Source organism: Micromonospora sp. NBRC 110038 (assembly GCF_020884815.1).
Lineage (GTDB): Bacteria > Actinomycetota > Actinomycetes > Mycobacteriales > Micromonosporaceae > Micromonospora > Micromonospora haikouensis.
Window position 1 is genome coordinate 131406 of the sequence record NZ_BBOL01000010.1, and the last position, 10797, is coordinate 142202.

Annotated in this window: 10 protein-coding genes; 5 read left to right on the plus strand and 5 right to left on the minus strand. The window is 74.0% G+C overall.

Annotation, left to right across the window (positions count from 1 at the left end; genetic code table 11):
- Window positions 1–5 precede the first annotated feature (5 nt).
- The 4 genes from LPU61_RS28295 to LPU61_RS28310 are packed head-to-tail and all read right to left on the minus strand — an operon-like array spanning window position 6 to window position 3789.
- The gene (locus LPU61_RS28295; protein ID WP_043966126.1) at window positions 6–605 is read right to left on the minus strand and encodes an ATP/GTP-binding protein; all 600 of its coding nucleotides are present in this window, start codon (window positions 603–605) and stop codon (window positions 6–8) included.
- Window positions 586–972 (minus strand): DUF742 domain-containing protein, encoded by a 387-nt coding sequence (locus LPU61_RS28300; protein ID WP_043966612.1) that lies wholly within the window; start codon window positions 970–972, stop codon window positions 586–588. The genes LPU61_RS28295 and LPU61_RS28300 overlap by 20 nt, the downstream gene beginning before the upstream one ends.
- Window positions 962–1384 carry a roadblock/LC7 domain-containing protein gene (locus tag LPU61_RS28305; RefSeq protein ID WP_043966125.1) on the minus strand — a complete coding sequence of 141 codons (423 nt, stop codon included), beginning with the start codon at window positions 1382–1384 and terminating at the stop codon, window positions 962–964. Before LPU61_RS28305 ends, LPU61_RS28300 begins: the two co-directional genes overlap by 11 nt.
- Window positions 1384–3789, minus strand: coding sequence for a nitrate- and nitrite sensing domain-containing protein (locus tag LPU61_RS28310; protein WP_229406685.1), 2406 nt, complete (start codon window positions 3787–3789; stop codon window positions 1384–1386). Before LPU61_RS28310 ends, LPU61_RS28305 begins: the two co-directional genes overlap by 1 nt.
- Before the next feature lie 300 nt (window positions 3790–4089).
- Here LPU61_RS28310 and LPU61_RS28315 point away from each other — a divergent pair, with 300 nt between their 5' ends.
- From LPU61_RS28315 to LPU61_RS28325, 3 genes are all read left to right on the plus strand, one after another.
- Complete coding sequence (locus tag LPU61_RS28315; RefSeq protein WP_229406686.1) at window positions 4090–4797, plus strand: hypothetical protein; 708 nt, start codon at window positions 4090–4092, stop codon at window positions 4795–4797.
- Window positions 4798–4807: 10 nt separating this feature from the next.
- Window positions 4808–5761: a hypothetical protein gene (locus LPU61_RS28320; RefSeq protein ID WP_043966121.1), complete on the plus strand. Its 954-nt coding sequence runs from the start codon at window positions 4808–4810 to the stop codon at window positions 5759–5761.
- 385 nt (window positions 5762–6146) lie between these two features.
- Window positions 6147–6515 (plus strand): hypothetical protein, encoded by a 369-nt coding sequence (locus tag LPU61_RS28325; protein ID WP_043966119.1) that lies wholly within the window; start codon window positions 6147–6149, stop codon window positions 6513–6515.
- 192 nt (window positions 6516–6707) lie between these two features.
- Here LPU61_RS28325 and LPU61_RS28330 read toward each other — a convergent pair whose 3' ends face one another.
- On the minus strand, window positions 6708–8513 hold the full coding sequence (locus LPU61_RS28330) for a glycoside hydrolase family 6 protein (RefSeq protein WP_229406687.1): 1806 nt from the start codon (window positions 8511–8513) through the stop codon (window positions 6708–6710).
- Window positions 8514–9103: 590 nt separating this feature from the next.
- On the opposite strand from LPU61_RS28330, the gene LPU61_RS28335 reads away from it, so the two are divergent.
- Window positions 9104–10054 (plus strand): hypothetical protein, encoded by a 951-nt coding sequence (locus LPU61_RS28335; protein WP_229406688.1) that lies wholly within the window; start codon window positions 9104–9106, stop codon window positions 10052–10054.
- 1 nt (window position 10055) lies between these two features.
- Entirely contained in the window at window positions 10056–10781 is a 726-nt protein-coding gene (locus LPU61_RS28340) for a class F sortase (RefSeq protein WP_043966115.1), read from the plus strand.
- Window positions 10782–10797: the final 16 nt, after the last annotated feature.

Here is a 10797-nt window from a genome sequence, read left to right on the forward strand (position 1 = left end):
CCGGGTCAGGCCGGAACCGGCTCGCCGCGCTGCCGGGCGACGTGCTCGACCAGGGAGATCAGCACCAGCTTGCCGGACTGCCGGTCCCGGGCGTCGCAGAACACCAGCGGCACGCCCGGGTCGAGGTCCAGGGCGTGGCGTACGGCGTCCAGGCTGAACCGGCGGCCGTCGTCGAAGCAGTTCACCCCGACCACGAACGGGATGTTCCGCTGCTCGAAGTAGTCGATCGACGGGAAGCAGTCGGCCAGCCGGCGGGTGTCGGCGAGCACCACCGCCCCGAGCGCCCCGAAGGCCAGCTCGTCCCAGAGGAACCAGAACCGGTCCTGTCCCGGGGTGCCGAACAGATAGACCTGGAGATCCTCGTTGATGGTGATCCGGCCGAAGTCCATCGCCACCGTGGTGGTGGACTTGCCCTCCACGCCCGAAAGATCGTCCACGCCGATCCCGGCGCCGGTGAGGACCTCCTCGGTCTGCAACGGCCGGACCTCGCTCAGCGCGCTCACCAGCGTCGTCTTGCCGGCACCGAAGCCGCCCGCGATGAGGATCTTCAGGGCCAGCGGGATCCGCACCCCGGACCCGTTCCGGTCATAGCGCACGGAGTCCATTGACCACCGCCTTGAGGATGTTGTCGTCGGGTAGGAACGCGGTGCCGGCCGGCTCGTGCACCGAGACCAGGCCACGGGCGAGCAGGTCGCCGACGAGCACCCGGACCACACCCACCGCGAGGTCCAGCTCGGCGGCCAGCTCGGCGACCGGGACCGGCCGCCGGGCGAGCTCCACCAGGCGGCGGTGCTCCGGGTGCAGCCGCGGGTGGGCCGCCGGGTCCGCGCCCCGGCCGGCGAGCACGAACGCCACCAGGTCGAGGCCGACCGGCGGCCGGACCCGCCCGCCGGTCAGCGTGTACGGCCGGACGACCGGGCCCGCGTCGCCGTCCAGCCACTCGTGCTGGGGCCCCGGGGACTCAGCCCGCATCGGCCCCACCCGAGGAGGCCCGGACCGGCGCCGCCAGGTTCTCGCCCACCCGGATCACCAGCATCGCCATCTCGTACGCCACCAGGCCGATGTCCGCGTCGGCCTCGGCGACGACCGCGAGGCACGCGCCCTGGCCGGCGGCGGTGACGAAGAGGTACGCCGACTCCATCTCCACCACCGTCTGCCGCACCCCGCCGGCGGCAAGGTGCCGGCTGGCGCCCTTGGCCAGGCTGGAGAAGCCGGAGGCCAGGGCGCAGAGGTGCTCGGCGGCCGTCCGGTCGAGCTCGGCGGAGGCTCCGAGCAGCAGCCCGTCCGCCGAGAGCACCACCGCCTCACGGGCGGCTGGTAGCCGCTCCACCAGCTCGTCGAGCAACCAGTCGAGATCGACGTTCGGCTTCGTCGTGTGCACCACTAGGCGTCCCTCTCAGTTGCGGTCGTGGGTTGTTGCGGGGGCGCCGCCGGGGCGTCCGGTTCCGGTGTCGCGTCGGCGGCGGTGGTCGGGGTGGGTGCGGCGGGTGAGATCGGGGCGGCGGTGGTCGGGGCGGTGCCGTCGCCGACCGCGGGCAGGTCGGCGGCGGTGGTGCCGGCCGCGCCGTCCCGGCGGCCCCGGGCCGTGCCAGCCTGGAGCGCGGACATCAGCCGGCGGGCCTCCTCCGGGGCGCGCGGGGCCGGGGCGTCCTGGGCCGTCGGCCGGGGGCGGGTGGTGGGGCCACGCCGGCGCACCCGCCGGGGCAGGCCGTCGCCGTCTCCGCCCGGGTCGGCCGGCACGGAGCGGCTGGGCACCAGCGGCACCACGGCGGTCGACGAGTCGCCGCGTTCCCGGGTGATCCGGGCGGACCGGGGCCGGGGCAGCGTGTTGAGGCGGGTCACCTTGGCCATCCGCCGGTCGTCGCCCGCGCCCTGCGCCTCCCGCCTGCCGGGCGGGCCGGGCGGCGGCTCGCTGGTCACCAGGTCGTGCGGGATCAGCACCACGGCGGTGACCCCGCCCTGGGCGGCCGGCCGCAGCTGCACCCGGACGCCGTGCCGGGCGGCGAGCCGGGCGACCACGAACAGCCCGAGCCGGGCACTGTCGGCCGGGTCGAACTCCGGCGGCGTCGCCAGCCTGCGGTTGGCCTCCTCCAGCGCCGGGGCGGACATGCCCAGCCCCTGGTCGATGATCTCCACGGCGTACCCGTTGGGCAGGCTCTGCCCCCGCACGACGACGCGGGTGCCGGGCGGGGAGAACGCGGTGGCGTTCTCGATCAGCTCGGCCAGCAGGTGGATGACGTCGCCGACGGCCCGGCCGACGGTGGCTGCGGGCTGCACGTCGGCGATGTCGACCCGGTCGTACGACTCCACCTCGGAGATCGCGCCCCGCACCAGGTCGACCATCGCGACCGGATTGCGCCAGCCCCGGCCCGGCGCGGCCCCGGCGAGGATCACCAGGTCCTCGGCGTGCCGGCGCAACCGGGTGGCCAGGTGGTCCACCCGGAACAGTTCGGCCAGCTCGTCCGGGTCCTCGACGCGGCGCTCCATCCGGTCCAGCAGGGCGAGCTGCCGGTGCACCAGCCCCTGGCTGCGCCGGGCGATGTTGAGGAAGACCTCGTTGAGCCCGCGCCGCAGGGTCACCTCGTCCACGGCGGAACGGACGGCCGTCCGGCCCACCTCGGTGAACGCGCGCCCCACCTGGCCGATCTCGTCCTCGCCGTACTGCAGCGGCGGGGCTTCCCTGGCCACGTCGACGTCCTCGCCGCGACGCAGCCGGGTCACCACGTCCGGCAACCGGCGCTCGGCCATCTCCAGGGCGGCGTCGCGCACGGCGGTGAGCCGCCGCGCCAGCGACCGGCCGACCCGCAGCGAGAACAGCACCGACGCCACGATCGCGGCGAGCCCGAGCACGCCGGCCACGCCGAGCCGGGCCAGGATGCCGACCGCCACCGGCACCGTCCGGTCGGCGATCGCGTCGGCCTGGGTGAGCTCGAAGTCGCGCAGTCCACGCTGGACCGCCTCCTGGCTGGTCTCCCAGGCGCGGGCGTCCAGCCGCGGTGCCCGGCCGGGATCGGCCCGCACCAGCTCGTCCTGGAGGACGCGCAACCGGACGAACGCCTCGCTCTCGGCCAGCCGCTGGTAGGCCGCCCGGTCGTCCGCCGGCAGGTCGGCCACCGCCGTCTCGGTCAGGAACCGCTGGTTGCCGATGATCTGGACGAGCTGGGTGTGCTCGCCCGTGGCGTAGCGCCCGGTGACGAGCACCCCGGCGAGCAGCGCGTCGGCCTGCCCGAGCAGCTCCCGGGACCGGCCGAGCGCGGTCAGCGCCAGCGCCTGCCGGTTGAGCTCGTTGTCGGGCAGGGCCGCCAGCGCGGTGAACGCCTGGAAGGCCGCGCCCACCATGCCGCTGTAGAGGCCGATCGCGCCCGTCCGGTCCACCTGACGGCGGTCGATGAACCCCCGGCCGGCGGGCAGCGCGTCCAGCGCGCCGAGCAGCCGGTCGAGCCGGGCGTCGAGCAGGTCGCCGGCGGCGTCGCGCAGTCGCTCGCCGTTGACCCGGCGGCGCAGTTCGGCGACCGCGACGTCGGTGCGTCGCCGCTGCTCGGTCAGCTCCGGCAGCTCGGCGGTGCCGGCGAGCTGCACCACGGTCAGCCGGCGCTCGCGTTGCAGCTCGGCGACGACGGTCTCCCCGGGCCGGCCGAAGTCGTAGAGGAGGGTGCCCGCGGAGAGCAGGTCCAGCGCGGGGCCGAAGGCGAGCGTGGTGGCGAAGATCCACAGGGCCAGCAGCGCGCTGACCGGCGCTACGACCAGGGCCGTCAGCTTCGAGCGGATCGGCCAGTCGCGGGTGTTCATCAGACCTCGCCCGGAACGTGTGGCAGCGGGTGGCACCGGCACCGGCCAGGCTTCGCCGCCACGGCACCGGGGCACCGGCACGGGCGCCTTGGGCAGGATACGTAATCGTCGGCGGATGCGGTACCGGCCTCTCGCCCGGTGCGCTCGCCCCGGCACGCTCCGCTGTATCGGAGTCCGGACCCATCAGGGCGGGAATCCCCCATCCGTCACCCGGCATCCGCCGATCGCCCAGGAAAGTCGCCCGGATCGGGATTGGCGATCAGCGACCGGAGGGAATACCGGAGGGACGAAGGAGGAGCCATGTCGCCCACGCAGGTAATCGTCATAGTTCTCGTCGTACTCGTGGTGGTCGCGGCCCTGGCCGTCGTCGGCCGGCAGGTCGCCCGCCGCCGCGCGCTGCGGTCCCGGTTCGGGCCCGAGTACGACCGGGTGGTCGCCGAGCGGGACAGCCGCGCCGACGCCGAGCGGGAGCTGCGGGACCGGGAACGCCGGCACGCGGAGCTGACGCTCACCCCGCTCACCCCCGAGTCCCGGGCCCGGTACGCGGCGGCGTGGGAGGAGCTCCAGGTCCGCTTCGTCGACTCCCCCGCCGAGACGGTCAGCGACGCGGACGAGTTGGTCGGCCGGCTCGTCGCCGAGCGCGGGTACCCGACCGGGGACTTCTCCGACCAGATCGCCCACCTCTCCGTCGAACACGCCCGGACGCTCTCCCACTACCGGGACGCCCACGAGATCCGGCTGCGCAACGAGCGCGGCGAGGCCGGCACCGAGGAGCTGCGCCAGGCAGTCGTCCACTACCGGGCGCTCTTCGCCGACCTGCTCGGCGCGGACCCGGTGGCCGCCCGCGTCCCCGAGCAGCGCGACCCGGACCAGCAGCACCTGGACCAGCAGCACCCGGAGCACCGCCGGCCCGAGCAGCACCACCCGGAGCAGCGCCAGCCGGACAGCGCGGCCCGGGAGGCGGAGCAGACGCCGGTCGATCGTCCGCACGACGTCACGAGCCGTTGAGGAGAGCCAGATGCGCCAGGAGCAGCAGGTGAGCAGCGACCACCCCGAGGCCGTCAGGTCCGCGCCGGTGCCGGTGCCGCCCCCGGGCGGGGCGACCGGCGACGCGGCGGCCCGCCGGGGCCGGGACGTCGAGGGCCGCGCCGAGGTGCCCGAGGACGTGCTGGACGACCGGGGTACCTTCGACGACCCGGCCGTGGCCGACGAGCGCGGCGACAGCGCGCCCGAGTTCCACGAGCCGGCCCCGCTGCCGACCGCGTTCGGGGCGACCACGGTCGGCGGCGCGGTCGCGGCCTCGGCGATGGCCAGCGGCCGCCCCGAGGACGAGCGGGACCCGCGCGGCGAGGACACCGCCCGGCCGGGCGACGGCGCGCCGGGCAGGACGGACGCGTTCGACGACGAGCGGGCCGACCCGACCGCCGCCGACCGACTGCACGACCGGTCCCGGTGGACGACCGACGAGCCGGGAGACGGGCGCACCGGGGCCCGCCACGCGGTCGACGGGCGGGCCGGCGCGGACCGCGACCAGACCGACGCGGTGGTCGCCGGCGCGGCCGGGTACGGCCGACCCGAGCCCGGCATGATCGACCCGGACGCACGGGACGACGCCCCGTCCGCCCCCGGCGTCGGCGCGCACACGCGGGACGGCGTCGCTGCGGTCACGGCGGCGGCCCGGCCCACCACGGGCGCGGTGCCCGAGGACGCCGCCACGCTCTTCGAGCCCGGCACCGCCCAGGGCTTCAGGGACCGCTGGCGCGACGTCCAGCTCCGCTTCGTCGACGATCCCCGGGCCGCCGCCGGCCAGGCCGAGTCGCTGGTCGGGGAGGCGATCGAAGCGCTGGCCGCCGCGCTCGCGGAGCAGAAGAACAAGCTGGGCGACTGGCAGCAGACCGGCGACGACACCGAGCAGCTCCGGATCGCGGTACGCGGGTACCGCGACTTCCTGGACCGGGTGCTCGGCCGCTGACCGTCCCCGCTGCGCGCGCCCCGGCCGACCACGGCCGGGGCGCGTCGGCGTCCGCCCTCTGATTCTTGGACAGTTACCGTTCGCCCGGCGAACAGCACCTGTCCAAGATTCGCCGGACCACGCGTCGAAGGGCGGGGGGGTCGCGTCGGGGTGGTGGCGCGCGCATTACGGCCGCACGAGGGGTGACGCGACGGCGGCGGCCTGCTGTTCCTGCTCTGGCAGTGGCTCAGCCCGGCCGCGCCGCCCGGGCCGGCCCGGGGCGACGAGCGGGGTTGACCGGGCAAGGAGCGGGGCCGACCGGGGCCCGGCGTCGTCGGCATGCCCTCGGCCCTGCGGGGTACGCGAGGGGGATCAGGCAGCACCTGGCGCACAGGAGGGCAGCAGGATGACGGAGCGCGAACCGAACGCGGGGCGACCGCTGGAGGAGAGCCCCGAGGTGGCGGCGGCGGTGGACGACGAGAGCACGGTGCCGCAGCTGCGTACCGGCGGCGGGGCCGACCGGGACAACCCGTCCTTCGCCGGGCCGGGGGAAGCCGTGGAGGGGGTCGGTTCGACCGAGGACCTGCTCGGCGACCCGTACGGCGGGGGCACGGGTGCCGGCGGGGACAACATCCGCACCGGCGCGGAGCAGCCGTGGGACCCGGAGGACCTGGTGCTGGCGCGGGGCCAGGACCCCACCCCGGAGAACATCGAGCGGGCCCGCCGGGACCTGGCCGAGCAGGGCCGGGCGGCGGTGGAGCGGACGGTGCCCTGACCGGCCCGCACCTCACCGGCTCGGGCCTCAGGGCCCGGAACAGGCCGGCCCGGGCCTGCTCGGGCCCGGAACTCGCCGGCCCGGAACAGGCGGGGGCCCCTGGCCCGACCGGTGGACGGTCGGACCAGGGGCCGGGGGAACCTGCCGGCGCGGTGCCTCACTCCCGCGGCGGCCGGTAGGCCTTCCGCCTGGTCAGGAGAGCGGCGGGTAGGCGTTCTGCATCAGCTGGGCGAACTGCGCCGGGAACCAGGCGCCCGAGATCGGGGCACCCGACAGCGCGCCGCTCATGCTGTTGCCGTTACGGGCGTTACCGGTGTAGGTCGGGTCGCACATCCGGTCGAAGCCCTTGCCCTCGTTGTTCGGGATCTCGGTGCTGGAACCGTCCGACTCACCCGGGGGCTTCACCCAGACGTAGGCGTCGATGCCCGGCTCCGGAGCGGCCTTCGGACGCTCGCCGAGGCCCGCGCCGGCCTGGTTGCACCAGTTGCCGGTGTGGAAGCGCCGGTCGACCCGGCCGCCGTTGACGTAGGTGTCCACGCTGGTCATCGCACCCGGGCCGGTGGGCCGGGCGGAGCCGCCCCAGCCGTTGCGGGAGGTGTCGATCAGCATGCCGATGTTGCTGCTGAAGCCCTTGGAGACCAGCTCGTTGCGGAACGCCTGGGCGAAGGAGAGCTCGTCGACGTAGTAGTTCCAGTCGACCCACTTGGACTGGCGGACGGTCTGGCCGTTCACCGTGTCGGTGACCTTGAAGTACGGCTCCTTGAGAGCCGAGTAGTTCGCGGTGTTCACGATGAAGCCGTGCACGTTGGCCGGGGTGCTGCCGGACGCGCCGGCGGCCTCACGCAGGATCGCGGCGCTCGGGCTGAAGTTGCTGTCCCAGCCCAGCCAGCCGTGGTGGCCGGCGTCGATGTAGTTGTAGACGTTGCCGATCGCGCCCAGCTTCGCCAGGGCGTAGCCCACGCCGTTGACGTACCCGCCGTTGGCCTTCATCGTGTCGCACGTCGCCGTGCCGCCCGGCTTGTCCGAGGTGTTGGTGATCAGGTTCGGCAGCGAGTCGATCTCGACGATGTTGATGATCCGCAGGCTGGCGTACTTCGGGTCGCCCTGGATCGCCGCGATCGGGTCGATGTACTCGGTCTTGTAGCGGGGCAGCTCGTCCGGCTTCAGCTCACCGTTGGAGGCGAGGGCGGAGCAGTCGCGGCCGGGGAGGTTGTAGATGACGAACTGGATGTAGTTCGCACCCTGGGCCAGCGCGGCGTTCAGGTGGTCACGCACGCCCATGGCCCCGTTGGAGCTGCTGTCCGGGGTGCCGTTGATGGCGGCGATCCGGTCGATCCACACGGCGGTGGGGGTGTTGGACACCCGGTTGCCGCCCGCGACGGACTCGGCCTTGGCCTTCCACTCCGGGTTCACGTACCCCTTGGCGTTCAGGTACGGGTTGTCCACCTTCTGCCCCGGCGGGGTCGTCGGCGGCGGGGTGGTCGGCGGCGGGGTCGTCGGCGGGGGCGTCGTGGGCGGAGGCGTCGTCGGCGGGGTGGTGGTCGGCGGCGGCGTGGTGGGGTTGGTGGTGCCGCCGTTGCAGACCACGCCGTTCAGGGTGAACGAGGTGGGCTTCGGGTTGCTGCCGCTCCACGAGCCGTTGAAGCCGAGGGTCACGCTGCCGCCGCTGGCGATCGAGCCGTTGTAGGACTCGTTCGTGGCGGTGACGTTCTGCCCGCTCTGGCTCCACTTCGCCGACCAGCCCTGCACGACCTTCTGGCTGCTGTTCGGGAAGGTGAAGCCGAGGTTCCAGGACGAGACGGCGTCGCCGATGTTCTTGATGGTGACGCTGCCGGTGAAGCCGCCGGCCCAGTCGTTGGTGGTGTAGTCGACGCTGCACTGGGTCGCGGCCTGGGCCGCGGTGACCGGAATGGTCACCAGACCGCCGGCGACCAGCGCGCCCGCACCGGTCAGTGCGAGCGCCCGGCGACGGCCGGACAGTCTCTTCCTCATACTCATGCCACTGATCTCCTTGGGCGAGACCGGACTCGCGGCCCGGCGGAACGGCGCGCGACATCGAAAGACATCGACGGCGCCACGGGGGATTTCGGGGGTGCCCGACCCGGACGGGCAGTGTGGTGGTGGTGCGCGACCGGCGCGCGGAACGGCCGGTCGGGCGGCGGACGTCGTCCGGTGGAACCGGTGCCCTCGACATCTGCCTTGCGCGGTGTGGCTCCCCGTACCGCGTGAGGGAATTCTTGCATGGGAGCGCTTCCATGGCAATGGTTCGATGCCGGGCGGCCCCACCCACCGGGGACGAGCGGCCCGGTAGGGGCGTCGGAGCACCGGAGGCACCGACCGGGACGCCGCACGTGAGCGACCCTCCCCCCTCGAAAGGGTGCGGGAACGCCCGGCCGGTCGCAACCCCGTCGACCGACCCGATTCATCCGACACATGGCGTCAAACGCGCTTAAGTGACCTTCACCCTCATGCTCAGGCAAACTGTAAAACACGAATCTTTCCCCTGATAGCTCGCGAACAGGGCTAACGTCGTGGGTAGCTCGGCTGACGTCGGGCTCAGGACGAAGAGGGATGGAGTGACGCAGGTCATGGCAAACAAGATGCTCGGGAAGGTCGTTGCGGGTGCCGCGCTCGGCGGCGCGTCCCTGCTGGTGTTCACGCCGGGGATCGCGTTCGCGGACGGCCACTACGACGGCGAGACCCGCGACGGCAAGGTCTATGCCAAGCCGCACGTCGTCAAGCCCGGCGAGAAGGTCAAGATCCTGGAAATCTGCCCCGAGGCCCAGGAGCACGCCGCCGTCTGGTCCGAGGTGACCGGCAAGGTCAAGCTGCACCCGGCGGAGGAGGACCACGGCTACCGGGGCGAGGAAGAGGGCGCCTGGGCCGAGGAGAAGGCCGGCGAGGAGCACGGCGAGGCCAAGGAAGACGAGAAGGCCGGCGAGGAGCACGGCGGGGCCAAGGAAGACGAGAAGGCCAAGGAGGACGAGAAGTCCAAGGCCAAGGAGGACGAGAAGGCCAAGGGCGGCAAGGGCGGCGGCGCCGCCGACGACTCGTCCGGCGAGTGGAGCGGCTACGAGCACGACCAGGAGGCCGAGAAGGGCTACGGGCACAAGTCCGAGAAGTCCGAGAAGAAGGCCGAGAAGGACTGGTCGAGCGAGGACTCCGGCTACGGCAAGGAGAAGAGCTACGGCGAGGACTCCAGCTACGGCCAGGACAAGGGCTACGGCGAGGACTCCAGCTACGGCGAGGACAAGGGGTACGGCGAGGAGAAGTCCTGGGAGCACAAGAAGGACTTCGTCTACTACGGCGAGGCGGAGGTCGCCGAGGACGCCCGCCCGGGCCGCTACGAGCTGAAGGGCTCCTGCGGCGAGGGCGAACTCGTCGTGCTCCCGCGCGGCCACGTCGAGGGCGGTGACGGCGGCGCGGCCGGCGGCACCGACCGTGGGCTCGCCACCACCGGGGCGAGCATGATGGGCGCCGCGGCGCTCGGCGGCATCGTGCTGATGCGGCGGCGTCGGGCCAATGGGTCCCTCGCCTGACGTGACGGCGACACCGGCCGGCGGCCGCCACGGGACACCGTGGCGCGCCGCCGGCGCGGCCGTCGTCGTCCTGCTCGCCATGGTGGGCGCCGGGATGGTCGGCGCGTCCATGCGCGCCGCGCCCACCCCCCGCCCGCCCCAGCCGGTCACCCAGGCCGGCCCCGACCGCGTCGGTGGGGTCACGGACGACGGCGGGAACGTCGCCGGTCAGGGGCCCCTCGACGCCGACACGGAGGCGGCGGACGGGGGGCAGCCGACGGCCGGCCTGGCCCGGGCCACCCCGACCACCATCAGGATCCCCCGCATCGGCGTCGACGCACCGATCATGACGCTGGGCACCAACCCGGACGGCACCGTCCAGGTTCCCCCGCTGGAGCAGGCGTTGAGCGCCGGCTGGTACTCCCCGGGCGCGAGCCCCGGCGAGATCGGCAACGCCGTCGTCGTGGGCCACGTCGACTCGGCGAAGGTCGGCGGCCCCGCCGTGTTCTACTCCCTCGGCGCGCTCCAGCCGGGCGACACCATCGAGGTGGCCCGGGACGACGGCAGCCGCGTCACCTTCACGGTCGACGAGGTGCGGGCGTACCCGAAGGCCGCCTTCCCCACCGAGCTGGTCTACGGACCCAACGACCGGGCCGGCCTGCGGGTCGTCACCTGCGGCGGGCAGTTCGACCAGGCGGCGGGCAGCTACGTGGACAACGTCATCGTGTTCGCCACGATGACCGGCTGACCCGGACGGTTCGGCC